Genomic DNA, 17,579 nt, shown 5'->3' on the forward strand with positions numbered 1-17,579 from the left:
CTACACCGGCTGAATGACGTTGAACGATAGCAGCACAAATAACGTCACGCCGAGTGCTACGCGATAAATGACAAACGGCAAGAACGAGCGCTTTTCGATGTACCGCATGAGGGCGGCAATGACGACATACCCCACGACGAACGCGATCACTGTTGCGACCGCAGTTTCGGCGTAGGTAAACACGTGGTTTGACTCACCAAAGCTGTGGACGAGTTCATAGAGCCCGCTGCCGAAGACAGCGGGGATCGCTAGGAGAAAGCCGAAACGTGCTGCAGCGGGGCGAGTATAGCCAAGGGCGAGTCCGGCAGTCATGGTTGAGCCGGAGCGGGAAACACCGGGCACGAGTGCGAGCACCTGCGCAAGGCCGATGGTGATGCCGTGGCCGTAGGTCATTTCATCGAGTGCACGAGTGCGCTTTCCGAGGTAGTCAGCGATTCCCAAAATGATGCCGAAGACAATGAGCACGGTCGCGACCAACCAGAGCGAGCGGAACGTGGAACGGATGTACTCCTGGGCAAAGTATCCGACGATTACGATCGGGACCGTACCGATGATGACCAGCCAGCCGAGCCGAACATCCGGATGATTCTTGTCGACTACCTCACGGTGAGACCCGCTGGGCTTTCGAAACTGTTGAAACCAGCGGCTCAGAATTCGGGCAATGTCTTTGCGAAAGTAGAGGATCACGGCCAGTTCTGTGCCCAACTGGGTGATTGCCGTGAATGTTGCGCCTGGGTCGCTCGCGGAGGGAAGAAACTCGCCCATGATGCGCAAGTGGGCGCTCGACGATATCGGCAGAAACTCGGTGAGTCCCTGAACAAGCCCAAGAATAATGGCCTCGATAAAACCCATGGAGCGCTCCCGATCAGGTGAAAACTAGTACTTGAGAAGCAAGTCTCCGAGAACCTGCCTGCCAAAGACTAGTGCGTCCAACGGCACACGTTCATCAACGCCATGGAACATGCCGGGGAAGTCGATCTCCGGGGGCAATTGGAGCGGCGCGAATCCGTAGCCGGTAATGTCTAGCCGCTTGAGAGCCTTGTTGTCTGTGCCGCCAGACATGAGATAGGGCAATACAGGAGCTCCTGGGTCAAATACATTGAGGCTGCCGATCATGGCATCGACCAGCGGACCATCGAAACTGGTTTCGAGCCCAATGTCGCGGTGCATGATTTCGATCTCAATTTCGTCAGGCAGGAGTGCGCGCACTTGAGCGAGAACCTCATCCTCTTCGCCGGGAAGCGTGCGGATGTCGATGAGTGCTTCGGCAAAGTCGGGAATCACATTGTGCTTGTAGCCGGCGTTCAAGAGTGTTGGGTTGCTGGTGGTCCGCAGTGTCGCCTGCAGGAATCCCGAGGCAGTACCCGTTGCCAGGATTAGCTCGTCTGGTCCAACCACTTCTGGGTCGATTTTGAGGATGCGCGACAATTCGGAGATCATCAACGTTGTTGTGTCAGTGAGCCGCACTGGCCACTCTTGACGACCCAAGATTGCGACTGCCTCGGCAAGTTTTGTGACTGCATTGTTGCTGATTACTCGCGAACCATGGGCGGCCATGCCTCGCGCGGTGAGTTTGATCCACACAAGCGCTTTCTCGCCGGTTTGCAGCAAGTAGGCGCGCTGGCCTTGGAGATCAACGGAGTATCCGCCAACTTCGCTGATGGCTTCGGTCGCGCCGTCAAAGACGTCGGCGTGGTGATCAACCATGAAGTGCGAACCGAATTCGCCACCGTTCTCCTCGTCTGAGAAGAAAGCGATGATGAGGTCGCGCGCTGGTCGTTTGCCAGCTCCCAAAATGTCGCCGAGAGCGGTGACGATCATGGCATCCATGTTTTTCATGTCCACGGCACCGCGGCCCCAAAGTAGGCCGTCCCGGATCTCTCCACCGAACGGATCAACAGACCAGTTTTTTGGATCTGCCGGCACAACGTCGGTGTGCCCGTGCAGGATCAAGGCGGGGCGTTCGTTCGCATGTGGTGCCGACGATTCGGTGTCGTAGCTGCCTTCGACACGAGCCACGACGGTGGTGCGACCAGTGGCGGCATCAAAGTACTGGGTCGTCAAACCCATCTCTTCAAGAAGTGCGCCTAGGTACTCAGCGGCAACAGTCTCTCCGTTGGATCGCCCCTCACCGTAGTTAGAAGTGTCGAAGCGGATGAGATCTTGCGCGATGCGAGCGGTGCGCTCAAGAGATGGCTCAGAAGTCATAAGGCCACGCTAGCCGTCTGACCGGGAAAAATCTGCACGCCACGGTTTGGTCGATAAGCCTCGCGTGGAGCCGTGCACGGGACGCGTCATTGTGTGCTCAGAAATGATGCTATTCTCTTATCTCGGCGGTGCTCCTAGAGCGCCGCTGATGCGCGCGGATGGCGGAATTGGTAGACGCGCTAGCTTGAGGTGCTAGTGCCCGTAAGGGCGTGGGGGTTCAAGTCCCCCTTCGCGCACAGCGAATGATTCGGACTAACGAATCGGTAGTTGAGAGATTAGGTCGGCAGGTCGTTTTATACGGCTGCCGGCCTTTTTTCGTTCCTCGGAGCCGTATCCCACTCGGCCGGTATGCGCTGACGGCTTCTGCAAGTTTCCTGTGGTTTTCCTTCGGCAAATAGTTAACGATGTATCGTTGAGCATCGGCAGGGCCTCTCGTGCCCCGCCCCGCGGAATGGAGGACCACCATGAACAACTCATTTGGAACCGGCGGCCGCAACTCGCGCCGTCCGTTCGCAGAAGCTTTTGACCATGCAGGCCAGGGTCTCTGGGATGCGCTCGACAACGTGCGCTCAGAATTTGAGCGCCGCGTATCGCCGCGGATGGGACGCGGAGATGTGCGTGTCGCCATCCTTTCTCTTCTTGCTGAAGAGTCGATGCACGGCTACCAGATCATTCACGAAATCGAAAGCCGCAGTAAAGGTGCGTGGAAGCCCAGCCCTGGCTCTGTTTACCCCACACTCCAGCTACTCGCCGATGAGGGGCTTATTGAGGCGCACGAAGCCGACGGTAAGAAGACCTACACGTTGACGGAGAAGGGGCACGACGAAGTGAAGTCGAGCCGTCCAGCACCATGGCACGATTCGGAGTCTCACGACTCTTCGCGGCCCACAGCACTGCCTCATGCTGCCGCCAAACTGGCAGAAGCCGTGATCCCGATCATGCGAAGTGGTAGCCCCGAACAGGTCGAAGAAGCAATCGCCGTTGTGGACGATGCGCGTCGTAAGCTTTACGCAATCCTCGCCCAAGACTGACCAAATGGCGCCGAGTAGTCGGCACTAGGGAGAATTCATGACCGAGACCAGACAGCTGCGCGCCCGCTATCGTCGGATACTGCGTTTCGCTGCTCGGTACATGGTTCTCGAATGGTGGTTTGAACTCGTACTCCCCCGGTTCGGTCTCGAACGGATCGCCGCCCGCCGCCGACTTGCACGCGCGGCTCACATCGCCCGAAACTTCCACACCCTCGCCGTCGATTTAGGCGGTCTCATGATCAAGGTCGGACAATTTATGTCCTCCCGCCTTGATGTGTTGCCGGCTGAAATCACTCGAGAGCTAGAGGGACTTCAGGATGAAGTGCCAGCGGTCGACTTTGCTTTGATCGTAAAGAGCGCTGAGCGCGAACTCGGGCTCCCCCTTGAGCGTGCTTACGCGTTCTTCGACTCAACCCCCATTGCTGCTGCCTCGTTTGGTCAAGTTCATCGCGCGCGCCTGACACCGTCGGAGGCGACGGATGTCGGGTTTAGCGATGTAGTGGTCAAGGTGCAGCGCCCGGGAATCGGCGAAATAATTGAGGTCGATCTCTCGGCCCTTCGGCGTGTTGCGTGGTGGCTGAGTCGTGTGCGCTTCATCTCGCGACGCGTGGATTTGCCAGCGCTTCTCGAAGAATTCGCAATCATTAGTCTGCGCGAGATTGACTACCTCAATGAGGGAAGCAACGCCGAAAGATTCGCAGACAACTTTGCTGATGACCCGCGAGTAGAGGCACCCGTGGTGGTGTGGGAGCGTTCCACGCGACGTATCCTGACGCTCTCTGACGCGACGGCGATCAAAATCAACGACGTGCAGCGCCTCGAAGAGGCTGGTATCGACCCAGCCGAAGTCGCCGATGAATTATCGCGTGCGATGTTTGAGCAACTTTTTATGCACCGGTTCTTCCACGCCGACCCGCACCCTGGCAACATATTCGTCACTCCAGCGGACCCAGAACGAATTGACCAATCCACCCCTGATTGGACGCTCACGTTCATTGACTTTGGAATGATGGGCGAAGTGCCCGAAAACCTCAGCCGCGGACTACAACGACTCATCATTGCCGCGGCCGCGAGAGACGCCCCAGGCCTTGTTGCCAGCGTTCGAGATATGGGCATCCTGCTTCGTACCGCAGAGACTGCGCCTCTCGAACGCGCGATGGGTGAACTATTCGACCGTTTCGGGGGAATGGGATTTAGCGAGCTCCAAAAAGTCGACCCGCAAGAATTCCGGGCCTTTGGAAACGAGTTCAGTGAAGTGGTGCGGACAATGCCGTTCCAGCTCCCCGAGAACTTCTTGCTGATCATCCGCTCGGTCTCGGTGACTTCTGGCGTGGCTAGCAACCTGAACTCGAAGTACAACGTCTGGACGGCGATTGAGCCGTTCGCCCAGCGCCTCGCTGTCGATGAAGGTAGCGGAACCATCAAGGAGTTTGCGAAGCAAGCGCTCTCCTCCGCTGGCCTCCTTCTGCGACTGCCTCAGCAGCTGGAGAGCGTTGCGACGCTTATGCAGCGTGGTCAACTAGCGGTAGAGACGCCAAGCGTCGACAAACGGTTGCGGGTGGTGGAGCAGCTCGTGCGACGAGTGTTGTCCGCTGTCTTGTTCGCCGGACTACTCATTGGGGGCATCCTGCTGAAGCCAACGGAGCCGAATTTCGGCGTCGTACTCATGATTGTGTCGCTTCTGCCCCTCCTGCACGCCGTACTCGGCGGGATATTATCGACTAGCCGTCGCTTCTAATCCCCGCGAAGGGATCGCTGGGAGTCACCCGCGAATCTGTGCGATCGGCTATCGTGTTAGAAGGACCCAGTCGAATCTGCTGTTGTCCGCTCTTGTCTAGCCAGGCTACCTCTGGTCTCTAGCCGGCAATGTCGCTGGTATTCAGCCGTGCATATCTCGCACCTAGGCTCCTCAAGCATTCAGTACACCGCGCCCGCGTGTGGCGCCTTTCGCAGGAGAATATTATCGCCATCGCACAATCGCCTCGTCCTAATCGCTACCGCGCCGAACCCTCAGTCATGACGGCTTTGCGCACACCGCGAATCCTCACCCGCGAGGTACTGGCGGGGTTGGTTGTCGCATTAGCTTTGATTCCTGAAGCCATTTCGTTCTCGATCATCGCGGGCGTCGACCCTCGAGTCGGGCTCTTCTCTTCTTTCGTTATGGCCGTGTCGATCGCATTCCTCGGCGGTCGGCCAGCGATGATCACCGCCGCGACGGGAGCGATCGCTTTGGTGATCGCGCCCGTCGCCCGCGAATACGGCATGGACTACTTCATTGCGACGGTAATTCTGGGTGGGCTACTTCAAGTCATCATGGGTGTACTGGGCGTCGCGAAGCTCATGCGGTTTATCCCCCGGAGCGTGATGCTCGGCTTCGTGAACTCCCTCGCAATTTTGATCTTCATGGCGCAGTTGCCCCACCTCATTAATGTGCCGTGGATGGTTTACCCCCTCGTCGGTGTCGGCCTGATCATCATGGTGCTGATGCCGCGCTTCACTAGGGTCATTCCTGCTCCGCTGGTAGCCATCGTCCTGATCACCATCGCCACTGTCACTATGGCGATCGCAGTGCCCAACGTCGGGGACCAGGGCGAGCTCCCTCGCAGTCTTCCTGAGCTGTTCATCCCGAATGTCCCTCTCACGTGGGAGACGGTGCAAATAATCGGCCCGTTTGCCCTCGCGATGGCGCTAGTTGGGCTCCTTGAGTCGCTGTTGACGGCAAAACTTGTCGACGACATCACAGACACTCACTCTCGCAAAACTCGTGAAGCTTGGGGTCAGGGCGTAGCGAATGTGCTCTCTGGTCTGTTCGGCGGAATGGGCGGATGCGCGATGATTGGTCAAACCATGATCAACGTCAAGGCATCCGGGGCTCGAACCCGCATCTCGACGTTCTTGGCTGGTATCTTCTTGCTCATTCTGGTTGTCGTACTTGGCGACGTCGTTGCCATCATCCCGATGGCTGCACTCGTCGCTGTGATGATCATCGTCGCGGTGTCGACTTTCAACTGGCACAGCGTGCAGATCTCGACTCTCAAGCGCATGCCCCTGAGCGAGACTGTCGTTATGGTAGCGACGGTCGTCGTGGTTGTCGCAACTCACAACCTTGCGGTTGGCGTTCTCGTTGGAGTCATCGTAGCGATGGTGGCCTTTGCTCGTCGCGTTGCTCACTTTGCGACAGTCGAACGCACTTTGCCCGAAGATGAGACGGTTCCTACCGCGTATTACCGTGTGAATGGCGAACTCTTCTTCGCCTCCAGCAACGACCTGACGACGCAGTTCGAGTATTCGGATGACCCTGATCGGGTCATCATCGATATGTCAAACTCCCATATTTGGGACGCCTCCACAGTTGCCGCCCTTGATGCAATCACTACGAAGTACGAGCGCCTCGGAAAGCGCGTTGTACTGATTGGCCTCAATGAAGCCAGTCAGTATATGCACGAGCGTCTTGCGGGAAACCTCGGGGGCGAAGGCTAACTCAGTTTGCGAGAGGCTCCACAGAAATAGTGGAGTGGTGGGTGTTGGCTGTTCCGTACGCCGCCGTGACCAAGATGGGTAGATGATCTGAAGAACCTCGGGTCAGAGTTTCTACACCTTCGATCGTGAAGCCCTGAGACGTGACAAAGTCGAAGTGCCCGCGGAAGAATTTATAATTCGTGTAGGTCATACGGTCGCTGAGAGACAGGTCGTAACCAGTCTTTTTCACCTTCTGGGTGAGGCCATCTTTAAACAGAGGGTAATTGTAATCACCGACCATGAGGATCGGCGCGCCTGAACCGAGCGTCTGCAGTAGTTCGTGAGCGGCCTTTATTTGGTTGCGCCGCAACGAGTTGAGGGCGGTGAGCGGAGCGGCGTGGAACGAAGCAAGCACAAGCTCGTGTCCGGAGTCGCGATCGATGAGTCGCGAACCTACGAGGCGCTCAGGGGTCGGCGTGAAGATTCGGTCATGAAGCGACTTCTTGAGTTCAAACGCTTGGCTCGCAGTTTGCTCGTATCGTCCTCGCCGATAGTAGACGGCAAGTCCCAGCCGGTTGTTTTTGGTTGAGTCGGCAAGGTGCAGGTCACCAATCTCAGTGGGAAGCTCAGATGAAATGACCTCTTGGAGGCACAGGGCATCGAGGTCGGGTGTTTCTGCGAGCTTCGCCAATTCGGTGGCTGCTTTATTTTTGCGGAGGTTGTAGCTAATTACGCGAATCACGAATCCAAATACCTCTTTCTTAAGAGAGAACTAGCCTATGCGCCATGATCTGAAAGTGCGGGAGATTGTCGATTCGACAACAAACGCACAGGAATCCCTAGGATCAGGATGACAGCCCCAACAGCAATGCCCATGACAGGTAACGTCGCCACCAGCAGGACGCATCCCGCCGCCCCAAGAACATTGATGAGTCGCGGTACACGGCGTTGTGCTGTGGGCTGAGTAAAAGCTGCGACGTTCGCTACACAGTAGTAAAGCAGAACTCCAAACGACGAGAAGGCAATCGCCCCTCGAAGGTCAGCTAGGAGAATCACCACGATGACGATGATCGCAAGGAAAATCTCCGCACGGTGAGGCACGGCGAATCGAGGGTGAACCGCGCCCAGCCACGGTGGCACATCGCTGTTTCGCGCCATGGCAAACGTCGTCCGGCTGATGCCGGCCATCAGAGCCAGTAGTGCGCCGAGTGAAGCAACGCCCGCTGTTAGCGAGATGAGGCCGGATGCCCATCCCCATCCAACCGCGTTGGCTACATCGGCGACCGGTGCTTTCGAGTGAGCTAGCCCATCCACTCCAAGCACAGAGAGCATGACTACTCCGAGAGCAACGTAGAGAGCTACGGTGATAGCGAGTGCGATCATGATCGCGCGAGGAATTGAGCGTTGGGGCGCCAGAACTTCTTCGCCAAGGGTCGCGATACGGGCGTAGCCAGCGAAGGCAAAGAATAGTATCCCGGCCGACTGGAGTATCCCGTAGACGCTGGTGTCGTCGACAAGTGAAAAGAGCTGAGGGGTGAAGGAGGACGAGCTGATCGTCGCAATGAGAACGCCGATTAGCACCATAATGACGGCGGTGGCCATGACTTTTGTCGCGAGTGCAGTGCGTGTCACCCCGAGTAAATTCACCGCGGTGAGGGACACGACCGCAGCGATGGCAGTGGGCTTTTCCCAACCAGCCGGTGCGATGTAGGCCGCAAACACCAGTGCCATAGCGGCACAACTTGCTGTCTTGCCGATCACAAATGACCAGCCGGCGAAGAACCCCCACCACGGACCGAGCTGTGCCCGGCCGTAGGCATATGTACCTCCGGCTACTGGATGCACGGCGGCAAGTTGCGCGGAGGCCGCGGCGTTGCTCCACGCCACCGCTGCCGCAATTAGCAGGCCGATCACTAGCCCACCACCGGCGGCGTGTGCGGCTGGCACGAATGCGGCGAATACCCCGGCACCAATCATTGAGCCAAGACCAATCATCGTGGCGTCAAATGTGGTCAACCGCCGAGCAAGCGTGGCGTGTGTATTCACAAGATCACCATACTCGTGGCGGAGTTGGGCCAGAGGCGCGCGACATCGATCGTCGGGTGAACAGTGTGCAACGAACTGAGAAACGTTGGGGACTACGTTCTAGTCGACGAAGGAAATTCCATTACTGAGCCTGGTGCGTACGTCGAAAAGCTCATTGCCGCCAAGATGTCGGGTACCGGGAATTTCAGGACCGGTGCGCAGTAAGTGTGCGAGAACGCTCTGACGCACCACGATTGCTGGTTGTCCTCGAACGGTTCCAAGAGAAACCTGCGGTTGAGCGAGGGCTTCATCGGGAACGACTATCACGAAACAGGTGAATGCGACCTTCAGCTGACGACTCAGCGCCTTCGCTCGAGAGGACAACTCGTGCATGGGTTTCTCTGGCTGGACAGCGGGTCCGATTAGCTCGCCGCGGCGAACCTTTATCGGTCCACCAAAGTCTTCGGAGAGCATCGCGAATAGTCCGGTGGGCCCGAGAACGACGTGATCAATCTTGCGGTCGGGGGCTCCCGTCGCGATGTCATGCCACACGGTGAATCCGATTCCGAGAGTGCTAATCGTACGAGCAGTTGCCTCTTCGGCGAAGGCATCCGCGAGTGTTCGACGCAGTTCGCGCGGTGCTCCTCTGACGAGAGCCGGATCGTAAGGATCATCGAGGCTGACTCCCCGGCCAACCCACTCGCGCATGCCGTCAAGAAAACGCTCCCGTCGCCATCCGCCTGGATGCCCGTAGGCCCGAGCCTTCGGGCGAGAGCTTTCGCGAGAGTTTGTGCTCGTGCCGGCGGCGTACGACGGACGAGAAGATTGGGGTGAAGTCGAGCGGGAAGAGAAGACGGCATCGTAGCCGCGCCGTTTCTCCGGAGTTCCCACGCGTTCCCACGCACGCTGAACGGCGGCAAACTTCTCGGGATTTCCCCCAGTATCGGGGTGAGTCTGCCGAAGCGCACGACGAAAAGCCTTCTTAAGCTCAGCGTCACTAGCCGAGGCCTCAACACCAAGCACCTCGTAGGCACTCGCTGACAAGGGGCTATCGGGCATGGACTCGCTTTCGCTGGGTGGCTGACGCAGTTTCGGGTGAATCCCCCACATTACCGAACCTCGCTGGTAACACACGGGATGTCGTAGGCGAGTGCCCAGCCTGCAGGCGTAGCGTTATCGTGTGACTGAACTTCGCGACATCCCTCTGACCACTATTGATGGCTCCACAACCTCGCTCGCTGATTTTCGCGACAAGGTGGTTCTCATCGTCAACGTAGCTTCGCGTTGCGGCCTCGCACCGCAATACGAGCAGCTCGAACAACTACAAAAGACCTATGGCGAGCGTGGATTCGCAGTCTTGGGTTTTCCGAGCAACCAGTTTTTGCAAGAACTCGGGAGTGAAGACGCGATTAAAGAATATTGCTCCATGACGTGGGGTGTGACTTTTCCCATGTTCGAGAAAGTGAAGCTCAACGGCAAGTCTGCTCACCCGCTCTACGCGGAGCTCAAGAAGACTCCTGATAGTGCAGGCAAGGCCGGTCGCGTCGCGTGGAACTTCGAGAAGTTCTTGGTCACTCCCGACAATGAAGTGCAGCGCTTTCGTCCGACGGTGGTTCCGGATGACCCCGCTATCGTCGGTGCAATTGAAGCAGCACTCCCCGCATAGGGTAGATCGATGACTACCCAATTTGTGCATGAAGCTGACTCGAACCGCTACGTGATGAACGTCGATGGCGCGCTCGTCGCTGTCGCAGACTATCGGTCACAGGGGGGCTCGATTTCGTTCAACCATACCTACACTCAGCCCGCCCATCGCGGCAAAGGGTATGCGGCACAATTGGTCAAATTCGCCATGGACGACGTTGAATCGAATTCATCGAAACGAGTTCTGCCGATGTGCTGGTATATCGCCGAGTGGTTCGATGCCAATCCGACTCGTGCAGAACTTCTCTCTCGCTAGTTCCCGCTACTTCTGCCGCGACGATTCTTCTGTCTCGACGATTCTTCCGTCTCGACGTTACTGTGGTGCCCAGTTCACGGCAGCAATAACAATCACAGACACGAGCCCAACTAGGGCGATCGCGAGAAAACACCCGGCGATTAATCTGAGGCGGAGTTTTCGGGTGCGCACGAGCAATCGTGCAATGAGCATCCCCGCATAGAGCGCGGAAATCACTGCAATCGTCGCGAACGCTAATCCAGATGGCGGCAGTGTTGCCAGTGCCGAAAGCATCGCGATAGTGATCGCCGCAAAGAGGGCACCGACGATGAGCCAGCTCGTTCCCGAATTAGTGGTCAGGGCCGGCTGGTTTCTCATTCGAGATGGATCGTCACTCATGGGCAAAAAATACGCCCCTTAGCTGGACGCTGCGTCACAATTGTGGAGCTACTTTTGGCGCTGCAACTGAACAAGAAGCTCGGGACCGTGGTTATCCACTAGTTTGCCGCCCCATCGAACACCAATGATGAGCAACCCCGTGCCGAGCCCTACTCCGATAGCGAGGGCAAGCCATCCAAGTAGCGGTTGATCTGTTGCGATGCCGAGCAGAGCCAGAATCATTTCAGGAAGCGTCAAAACCGTCAAAGCTGTCCACGAGGCCAACATGGACAGCATTAACGTGAATCCGCCACCTGGGCGTGACTTGAATGGATTATCACCGGGGGCCGGAACGGAGAATGCGAAGCGACCTGATACGAGCGATGACAGCGCAAGTCCGGTCAGAAGCAGCCCGAGCGCGATGCCGAGAAGGCCAGGAAGTCTCTCCCAGCTGTTGCTGACCCAGACGCTTGCTACGGTCAGAAAAATGGTGACCGGTATGGCAAACGTTGATACCGCCAACACCCTTCCCCAACGATCAGCGCGACCGCTGACGCCAGTTTGGAGGTGGAGGCTGAAAGCAGTGTTGTCGTATGAGACATCCGTATAAATGGACATCCCGAGCAGCACCGCGACAATGGGCCCAACAAAGAGCAATCCCGTGAGATCGCCGCTCGCTCCGCTATAGAAAAACACGAGCGCTGGCACAAGCGGAACGCTTATCAGGGACTGCGTGTAGCGCGGATCGCGAATCCAGTACGTCAACGCCCGAGCAGCGACAGCACCGCTTGCCGTGCCAGGAAATACTCTGAACCACCCGAGACCTCGCCGAGTTGCTGTACTGGTAGTCGAGTGGCCAGGGCGTTCAAGAGCACGGTCGAGTGCCCAGCGCCAGACGAACACCGAAACTGCGAGAGTGGCGATTCCCATGAGGGCATGGAGAACGGCATAGCCATAGTTGCCGAGCGCGAGATCGCCAGGTACCGCCCAGATGGCACCAAGAGGTGTCCACGCTACGACTCCAGCGATGGCGGGAAAGATCCCGGAGAAATCGCGCAATAGCGAAGAAATACCCAGTATCGCCGGGCCAAGCAAGATCAATGGGATCAAAACCAAAATTGTCTTCGCTTCGCGAGCACGACGCCCACTGGAGATGCGCACTGTCAGAGCTGCGAGCATCCGTGACCCAATGATGCAGGTGGAAGCCCCGACCGCGCCGCAGATAACAGCGACAACGCCGATCAGCGGAGTTTGCCACCAAATGAGTCCCGTCGAGAAAGTCACGAGAGTCGTGATCACTCCGGGAACTCCCAACAAGCCACTGATCGCGAGAGCAAGCACGAGGGTATTTGTCTGGATGGGAAATACAGCGAGCTTCGAGGGCTCAACAGTCTCATCGATGCCAGAACTCAACAGCGGAAGCACGGTCCACCCGAGTAGAAGCACAGCGCCGCCAAGCACACTGACCGTGCGACCGACCTCGACCGGGGCAAAACTCAGGGTGAAAAGGCCAACGATGGCAAGCGCAAGTAGAAACAGGGCGTAGAGGGTGCCGAGGATGACGGCAACGGCCTGCCACGGGCTTCGACTGAGGCTGTTGATCAACAGCCGAAACCGAAGCCTTACGAGATGCGCAACCACTCGGGGCCCTTCCCGTGACGTCTTCCACCGACGAGTTCCACGAACCGGTCTTCCAGCGTCGAATCTCCCCGGACTTCGTCGGTAGTTCCCGAAGCGAGAACACGACCATCAGCGATTACCGCGACGTGATCGCACATGCGTTGCACGAGGTCCATGGCATGACTCGACACGATGACAGTTCCGCCAGACTCAACGAATCCGTGCAAAATATCGCGGATGTTGGCCCCGGACACTGGATCGACGGACTCAAATGGTTCGTCAAGAACGAGCACTTGCGGCGCATGAATGAGCGCACAGGCTAGGGCAATCTTCTTAGTCATTCCAGCGGAGTAATCGACGACAAGAGTTCCGCCGGCAGCCTCGAGATCGAAGAGCTCAAGAAGATCGGCGGCACGCTCCGCAACGACTGCCCGCTCCATGCCGCTGAGGAGCCCTGAGTAGGTGACGAGTTGCAGCCCGGTGAGTCTGTCGAAAAGTCGTACTCCATCGCTCAGAACACCAAGGCGCCTCTTTGACTCCACCAGGTTGGTCCAGACATCAACGCCATAAACCGACACTGTGCCAGAGTCAGGCCGGAGGAGCCCAGTTGCCATCGAAAGAGTTGTTGTCTTACCGGCACCGTTTGGGCCGACAAGTCCAAAAAAAGAGCCACTGGGAACAATCAGATCAACCGCGTTAACAGCGAGCTTCTCACCGAAGCGCTTGGTCAGACCGGTGATTTCGAGGGCAGGCAAAAGAGTTTTGGCATCGGGCACGGCACTAGCCTAAAACCGAATGGTGCTCATTGTGCGTCTGACACCAGAATCTGCGGTGATGCGCAGCTACTAGAGTCGAATAGTTCGGTGCCAACGACACCGTGCACGCACCGATGAAAGGTTGTTATGACGATTACTGCCGCTGCCGATGGCTCAGCACTGGGCAATCCCGGACCAGCAGGGTGGGCCTGGTACGTCGACGAGAGCACGTGGGCGGCCGGTGGCTGGGATCATGCAACGAACAATCAAGGAGAGCTCATGGCCGTGCTTCAGCTATTTCGCGCAACCGCACATGTCGATGATGACCTTCTGATCTTGTGCGACAGCCAATACGTGATCAACTCGGTCACTAAATGGATGCCTGGTTGGAAGAAAAAGGGTTGGCGCAAGAGCGATGGCAAACCCGTCATGAATGTCGACCTTCTTAAGCAGATCGATGACGCCATCGTCGGGCGACGGTACCGGTTCGAATGGGTTCGCGGTCATGTGGGGCATCCGCTCAATGAAGCTGCTGACGTTCGGGCGCGCGGTGCAGCTGAAGCATTCCAACGCCGCAGCGAGTGCCCAGTAGGCCCGGGATACCCTGGTGCTGCTGCTAGCGATGCTTCGCTCGGCAGTTCTCTTTCAGACGAGATCTCCCCACTGTTCTAGGCGCACGCTAAACAACACTGGAGGACCAGCTCATGCCCGATTTTCTGATTGCCGGTGGTGCCGCCCTCGTCTCGGGTTCCATGCTCGTTGTCGGCGCCCTCGTATCGTGGTTCATCAAGGTACCCGCATCCGTCACAGCGGGCATCATGGCTTTTGGAGCAGGGGTGCTTCTCTCCACGCTCGCCTACGAAATAGTTCAAGAAGCCAATGATGGCGGCGGCGTCAGTGCAACAGTCACGGGCTGTCTCGCTGGCGCGATTCTCTACGTAATTGCTGACAGTGTGCTCGCACGATTCGGTGCGCAACACCGAAAACGCTCCTCGACCCTTCAATCGTCGGAGAGCGAAAAACAGGGAAGTGGCACAGCCATAGCCATCGGCGCACTATTTGACGGCATCCCCGAATCTCTCGTTCTTGGGCTGAGTGTTGTTGCAACGGGAGGCGTGAGCATGTCACTCCTCGTGGCCTTCGGGCTCTCGAATGTTCCAGAAGGGCTCTCTGCTTCCGCTGGAATGAAACAGTCGGGGCGCTCAGCTCGCTATGTCTTCGGCGTGTGGGGCGGTATCGCCGTCGCGAGCGGAATTGCGGCGATGATTGGCACTTTCGCTCTCGCAACCGCGAGCCCGTCCACAATAGCGTTTGTGACGACTATCGCCGCCGGGGCCATCCTCGCAATGCTCTCGAACACCATGATCCCTGAAGCTTTTGCGCGCGACAGAGCAATCACTGGCCTGATTGTCACGGTAGGTTTTTTGACTTCGTTCGCGCTTCACGAACTCGGGTAGCCCAGACTCGTTTTACTCTGGCGAGAAGAACGCCGAAATTGCCTTACTCAATGCCAGTGGATCTGCGACCCCGCACATCTCGCGAGCCGAATGCATCGACAGCAGCGGAAGTCCGACGTCGATCGTGCGGATTCCTAGACGGGTCGCGGTAATGGGCCCGATGGTCGATCCGCAGGGCATGTCATTATTTGAGACAAATTCTTGGTACTCGACACCAGCCTGACGGCAAGCGCGCGCCCACTCCGCTGCGCCAACACCATCAGTCGCGTAGCGCTGGTTCGCGTTGATCTTCAACAGCGGTCCCCCGCCAAGTCGTGGCCGATTAGCAGGATCGTGCCGCTCGGGATAGTTGGGGTGTGCGGCGTGACCCGCGTCAGACGAAAGGCACCATGATTCGGCGACGGCTCGCATCCGATCAGTATCGGAACCACCAAGTCCGCCACCGATTCGAGCAAGAAGATCGGCGAGGAAAGGCCCACCGGCACCTGAACGTGTTGCTGACCCAACCTCTTCGTGATCAAACGCGACAAATACGGGAATGTGATCAAGCTTGGTTGACAGCGCAACGAGTGCAACGAGACCGGCGTGAACCGACGACAAATTGTCGAGTCGCCCAGAAGCAAACAGCTTTTCATCAAGGCCGAAAACTGCGGGAGTTGCTGTATCGGCAACGACAATGTCGTAGCCGTCGATATCAGCGGCGGAGCGCTTTGTTGACTCGGTTGAGAGAAGCGATGCGAGGTGCTCAAGCAGGTCGGCGTCACCCAACTCCCCCAAGCCAAGTACGGGGTTCATGTGCATCTGACGCTTCAGAGTTAAGCCGTCGTTGACCTTGCGGTCCAGATGTACGGCGAGCTGCGGAAAACGCAGCAACGGACCCGTGCGTACCAGCTCGGAGGTTCCATCATTGAAAATGATTCGTCCGGCCAACTCGAGCTCACGGTCAAGCCAAGAATTGAGCAACGGGCCGCCATAAATCTCCACCCCGGCCTGGAGCATTCCCTCATTGCCTGTGGTGGGCTTCGGCTTGAGCTTGAAGCTTGGGGAATCCGTGTGCGCTCCGAGGATGCGGAAAGGAGTCGTCGCGGTGGCCTTCGTCGGCTGAATCCACGCTGCAATCGCGCCATCGCGAATCACGAAGTACTTTGCCGCTTTGCGAGTTCGGGCGCCATTCCAGTCGTCCGCCTCGTGAAGTTCGCTAAAGCCAGCAGCGCGTAGTCGTCGAGCGGCTTCCGCCACGGCGTGAAAAGACGATGGGGATGCGGATACAAAGCGTGCGAGATCGTTTACGTGATCGAGAGCGGCAGTCATGGCTCAATTCTCGCACTGTTAGATGAGCGTCCGTCTCGCAGCGCTACGAATCAAGGTGCATTAGAACCAGATACTCAACCACGGTGTAGTCGGTGAATGGAAAGTACGTTCAATAGTCGCACCGGCGCCTGAAGTGAGCTCGCGCATCCGGCCACTGGCAACGAGGGATTCGGCCGTCACTCCCCCGAGATACAGCGAACTGAGTTCGTTCACTGAGAGCTCGACGGCAGCGGTATTTGCAGGAAGTTCGTCCAAATGGGACACCTGTGGGGTTCCCTCGTCATCCGTTTCAAGGAGGAAGCGCCCGTTAGCGAAACCGAGCGTATCCGAGACATCAAAGGCGATGCGCGAGGAGCTGGTATATTGCCGCGCAGTGAGCGAGGCAGGAACATCGAGGATGCGCAACCACAAGTGGTCGATGGGAGTCGCTGTGACAGCCCGCATGTCGGAGAGGTGCCAGAGGAGCGGTTCAGCGACGGAACGGAGTTCGGATTTAACTTCGCGCACCAAGTCGACCTCGAGAACGTAGCGCCACAGGGCCTCGTAGGCTTCGGCAGTCTCCGAGAGAAGATAATCGACTGTGAGCGAATGATTGGTGATATCAAGCCCACCACCACTCACTCGATAAACAACAAAGCCGCGAGGAGTTCCGCCGTCATCGTCGAACCTCACGACACGAGTTTTCTTGGTGTACTCCTCGTCGCCAGGAGCTAGACCAGCGATTTGCTCCCATCGCAAAGGCCACACCCCTATTTGGCCGGGAGTCGCAAGACGAATGCGATCAAAAATGTTGGGTGCATCGTTGCTGAATTCAGACGGCGAGACCGGCTGCAACTTGCCACGACGCTCCGAGGATCTGAACGTTGCGCGGGTGGAGTCAATAGTGAGATCTGCGGCAAACACTGCAGGTCCGAAGCCGAATCTCCCGTAGATAGTGGACTCCGAGACGGTGAGCATAGCCATCGGCAGCCCCATGCTCGCTGCGGAACGCAACTCGCCTTCGAGCAGCGATCTGGCGACGCCTCGGCGCCGGTGAGTTGGGGACACCGTAACCGAACTGATTGCCCACGCATCAATGCTGCGACCGCCAGGAACTGTCAGTTGTTCAGTCCATGAGCTGGTAGTTGCCACCGGGACCTCTGGCGAAATCAGGCTGTCATCCCACACACCAACAGTGCGCCGGTAGGTCACTCCCTCAAAGTTGGAGTCGACCTGTTCTTGAGACATGACCGGACCATGAAAACCTCGAGAGTCCGCCTGAAACCAGGCAGCAAAAGCCTCCCGATTGGAGGAGTCAACTAGACCGTAACGCAGGCCGCGACTGGCGAGCGAAGCTGCTGAAGTCTCATCAACGGGGTGCGTAGAAAAGTCATTCGTCATGCACCAACGCTACCGC

At 57.6% G+C, this 17,579-nt stretch carries 16 protein-coding genes, 1 tRNA gene and 1 pseudogene; 8 read left to right on the forward strand and 10 right to left on the reverse strand.

Annotation, left to right across the window (positions count from 1 at the left end; genetic code table 11):
• Both AC1ENN_RS06885 and AC1ENN_RS06890 read right to left on the reverse strand, forming a co-directional pair.
• Complete coding sequence (locus tag AC1ENN_RS06885; RefSeq protein WP_449646629.1) at window positions 1-852, reverse strand: undecaprenyl-diphosphate phosphatase; 852 nt, start codon at window positions 850-852, stop codon at window positions 1-3.
• 24 nt (window positions 853-876) lie between these two features.
• A complete protein-coding gene (locus AC1ENN_RS06890) occupies window positions 877-2,208 on the reverse strand; it encodes a M20/M25/M40 family metallo-hydrolase (RefSeq protein ID WP_480406913.1) in 1,332 nt (443 codons plus the stop codon).
• 152 nt (window positions 2,209-2,360) lie between these two features.
• On the opposite strand from AC1ENN_RS06890, the gene AC1ENN_RS06895 reads away from it, so the two are divergent.
• The 4 genes from AC1ENN_RS06895 to AC1ENN_RS06910 all read left to right on the forward strand — a co-directional run bounded on the left by AC1ENN_RS06895 (window position 2,361) and on the right by AC1ENN_RS06910 (window position 6,719).
• Window positions 2,361-2,444: transfer RNA gene (locus tag AC1ENN_RS06895), tRNA-Leu, on the forward strand.
• Between the two features lie 228 nt (window positions 2,445-2,672).
• Window positions 2,673-3,239, forward strand: a complete 567-nt coding sequence (locus AC1ENN_RS06900; protein WP_449646631.1) for a PadR family transcriptional regulator — start codon at window positions 2,673-2,675, stop codon at window positions 3,237-3,239.
• Window positions 3,240-3,276: 37 nt separating this feature from the next.
• Entirely contained in the window at window positions 3,277-4,977 is a 1,701-nt protein-coding gene (locus AC1ENN_RS06905) for an ABC1 kinase family protein (RefSeq protein ID WP_480406914.1), read from the forward strand.
• A gap of 278 nt (window positions 4,978-5,255) precedes the next feature.
• Entirely contained in the window at window positions 5,256-6,719 is a 1,464-nt protein-coding gene (locus AC1ENN_RS06910; RefSeq protein ID WP_480406915.1) for a SulP family inorganic anion transporter, read from the forward strand.
• Window position 6,720: 1 nt separating this feature from the next.
• On the opposite strand, the gene AC1ENN_RS06915 is transcribed toward AC1ENN_RS06910, so the two are convergent.
• The 3 genes from AC1ENN_RS06915 to AC1ENN_RS06925 form a co-directional block, all read right to left on the reverse strand.
• Window positions 6,721-7,437 (reverse strand): endonuclease/exonuclease/phosphatase family protein, encoded by a 717-nt coding sequence (locus AC1ENN_RS06915; protein WP_449648172.1) that lies wholly within the window; start codon window positions 7,435-7,437, stop codon window positions 6,721-6,723.
• A 38-nt stretch (window positions 7,438-7,475) separates the two neighbouring features.
• Complete coding sequence (locus AC1ENN_RS06920; RefSeq protein ID WP_480406916.1) at window positions 7,476-8,744, reverse strand: APC family permease; 1,269 nt, start codon at window positions 8,742-8,744, stop codon at window positions 7,476-7,478.
• A gap of 99 nt (window positions 8,745-8,843) precedes the next feature.
• Window positions 8,844-9,782, reverse strand: coding sequence for a J domain-containing protein (locus AC1ENN_RS06925; RefSeq protein WP_449646635.1), 939 nt, complete (start codon window positions 9,780-9,782; stop codon window positions 8,844-8,846).
• Between the two features lie 121 nt (window positions 9,783-9,903).
• On the opposite strand from AC1ENN_RS06925, the gene AC1ENN_RS06930 reads away from it, so the two are divergent.
• Window positions 9,904-10,389, forward strand: coding sequence for a glutathione peroxidase (locus tag AC1ENN_RS06930; protein WP_449646636.1), 486 nt, complete (start codon window positions 9,904-9,906; stop codon window positions 10,387-10,389).
• A 9-nt stretch (window positions 10,390-10,398) separates the two neighbouring features.
• The gene (locus AC1ENN_RS06935) at window positions 10,399-10,683 is read left to right on the forward strand and encodes a GNAT family N-acetyltransferase (RefSeq protein WP_449646637.1); all 285 of its coding nucleotides are present in this window, start codon (window positions 10,399-10,401) and stop codon (window positions 10,681-10,683) included.
• A gap of 57 nt (window positions 10,684-10,740) precedes the next feature.
• On the opposite strand, the gene AC1ENN_RS06940 is transcribed toward AC1ENN_RS06935, so the two are convergent.
• The 3 genes from AC1ENN_RS06940 to AC1ENN_RS06950 all read right to left on the reverse strand — a co-directional run bounded on the left by AC1ENN_RS06940 (window position 10,741) and on the right by AC1ENN_RS06950 (window position 13,436).
• Complete coding sequence (locus AC1ENN_RS06940; protein WP_480406917.1) at window positions 10,741-11,040, reverse strand: hypothetical protein; 300 nt, start codon at window positions 11,038-11,040, stop codon at window positions 10,741-10,743.
• Between the two features lie 69 nt (window positions 11,041-11,109).
• Complete coding sequence (locus AC1ENN_RS06945) at window positions 11,110-12,645, reverse strand: transporter (RefSeq protein ID WP_449646639.1); 1,536 nt, start codon at window positions 12,643-12,645, stop codon at window positions 11,110-11,112.
• A 17-nt stretch (window positions 12,646-12,662) separates the two neighbouring features.
• On the reverse strand, window positions 12,663-13,436 hold the full coding sequence (locus AC1ENN_RS06950) for an ABC transporter ATP-binding protein (RefSeq protein ID WP_449646640.1): 774 nt from the start codon (window positions 13,434-13,436) through the stop codon (window positions 12,663-12,665).
• Window positions 13,437-13,562: 126 nt separating this feature from the next.
• On the opposite strand from AC1ENN_RS06950, the pseudogene AC1ENN_RS06955 reads away from it, so the two are divergent.
• Both AC1ENN_RS06955 and AC1ENN_RS06960 read left to right on the forward strand, forming a co-directional pair.
• Window positions 13,563-14,027: pseudogene (locus AC1ENN_RS06955) on the forward strand (RNase H family protein); the annotation flags it as partial.
• Between the two features lie 92 nt (window positions 14,028-14,119).
• The gene (locus AC1ENN_RS06960) at window positions 14,120-14,872 is read left to right on the forward strand and encodes a ZIP family metal transporter (protein WP_480392139.1); all 753 of its coding nucleotides are present in this window, start codon (window positions 14,120-14,122) and stop codon (window positions 14,870-14,872) included.
• A 12-nt stretch (window positions 14,873-14,884) separates the two neighbouring features.
• Here AC1ENN_RS06960 and AC1ENN_RS06965 read toward each other — a convergent pair whose 3' ends face one another.
• Window positions 14,885-16,183, reverse strand: coding sequence for a M18 family aminopeptidase (locus AC1ENN_RS06965; RefSeq protein WP_480406918.1), 1,299 nt, complete (start codon window positions 16,181-16,183; stop codon window positions 14,885-14,887).
• A 60-nt stretch (window positions 16,184-16,243) separates the two neighbouring features.
• On the reverse strand, window positions 16,244-17,563 hold the full coding sequence (locus tag AC1ENN_RS06970) for a GNAT family N-acetyltransferase (protein ID WP_449646643.1): 1,320 nt from the start codon (window positions 17,561-17,563) through the stop codon (window positions 16,244-16,246).
• Between the last annotated feature and the right edge of the window lie 16 nt (window positions 17,564-17,579).

The sequence above is a fragment of the Rhodoglobus sp. G.S.23 genome (genome assembly GCF_056675935.1).

What these genes read in the sequence shown, in the direction of transcription:
- AC1ENN_RS06960 (WP_480392139.1), top strand. Translation starts at nt 14,120, where the DNA reads ATGCCCGATTTTCTGATTGCCGGTGGTGCCGCCCTCGTCTCGGGTTCC.
- AC1ENN_RS06885 (WP_449646629.1), bottom strand. Translation starts at nt 852, where the DNA reads ATGGGTTTTATCGAGGCCATTATTCTTGGGCTTGTTCAGGGACTCACC.
- AC1ENN_RS06940 (WP_480406917.1), bottom strand. Translation starts at nt 11,040, where the DNA reads ATGAGAAACCAGCCGGCCCTGACCACTAATTCGGGAACGAGCTGGCTC.
- AC1ENN_RS06965 (WP_480406918.1), bottom strand. Translation starts at nt 16,183, where the DNA reads ATGACTGCCGCTCTCGATCACGTAAACGATCTCGCACGCTTTGTATCC.
- AC1ENN_RS06905 (WP_480406914.1), top strand. Translation starts at nt 3,277, where the DNA reads ATGACCGAGACCAGACAGCTGCGCGCCCGCTATCGTCGGATACTGCGT.
- AC1ENN_RS06910 (WP_480406915.1), top strand. Translation starts at nt 5,256, where the DNA reads ATGACGGCTTTGCGCACACCGCGAATCCTCACCCGCGAGGTACTGGCG.
- AC1ENN_RS06925 (WP_449646635.1), bottom strand. Translation starts at nt 9,782, where the DNA reads ATGCCCGATAGCCCCTTGTCAGCGAGTGCCTACGAGGTGCTTGGTGTT.
- AC1ENN_RS06935 (WP_449646637.1), top strand. Translation starts at nt 10,399, where the DNA reads ATGACTACCCAATTTGTGCATGAAGCTGACTCGAACCGCTACGTGATG.
- AC1ENN_RS06890 (WP_480406913.1), bottom strand. Translation starts at nt 2,208, where the DNA reads ATGACTTCTGAGCCATCTCTTGAGCGCACCGCTCGCATCGCGCAAGAT.
- AC1ENN_RS06900 (WP_449646631.1), top strand. Translation starts at nt 2,673, where the DNA reads ATGAACAACTCATTTGGAACCGGCGGCCGCAACTCGCGCCGTCCGTTC.
- AC1ENN_RS06970 (WP_449646643.1), bottom strand. Translation starts at nt 17,563, where the DNA reads ATGACGAATGACTTTTCTACGCACCCCGTTGATGAGACTTCAGCAGCT.